This is a genomic window from Microbacterium pullorum, from assembly GCF_014836535.1.
GTDB classification, from domain to species: Bacteria; Actinomycetota; Actinomycetes; order Actinomycetales; family Microbacteriaceae; genus Microbacterium; species Microbacterium pullorum.
Genome location: NZ_JACSQP010000022.1, coordinates 1 through 540 on the forward strand (window position 1 = coordinate 1; position 540 = coordinate 540).

General features: G+C 68.3%; 1 protein-coding gene. It reads right to left on the reverse strand.

Features of this window, described 5'->3' with window-relative positions; translation table 11 throughout:
- Positions 1-52: 52 nt before the first annotated feature.
- The coding region (locus H9651_RS15105) for a hypothetical protein (protein WP_404803021.1) at positions 53-540 on the reverse strand (488 nt) is incomplete at its 5' end.

Sequence of the window (540 nt, forward strand, 5' to 3'; positions counted from 1 at the left end):
AAACCAATAACAACAACCCAAGGGGGGTCAAGATTCAAACGACGAAAAAGGGTCAGAATTCAGGCGACGTTGACACGGGCATGCGACTGCGGCCGACTCCGACGCCACGGTCTGCGAGACCGATGCGATCGTCGCGCATATCCAGGTCACCGTCCCCGCCGCCACCCTCACCGGCGGTGACGCCCCCGCCATCTTCCACGGCCACGGACCCCTCGACCCGGCCGCGGCCCGCCATTACGCGTCCGTCGCGACCAGCTGGGACCGACTGTTCCACGACCCCACCACCGGCACCCTCCTCGGCACCGACAGCTACCGGCCCACCGCGGAGCAACGCCGGTTCCTCCGCGGCCGCGACGAGCACTGCCGGTTCCCCGGCTGCCGGGCCGCCGCCTACGTCTGCGACATCGACCACACCATCGACCACGCCCACGGCGGGCCCACCCACCTCTGCAACCTCGCCCACCTCTGCAAACGGCACCACACCCTCAAACACCACACCGCCTGGACCGTCACCCAACACCCCGACGGCACCCTGGAATG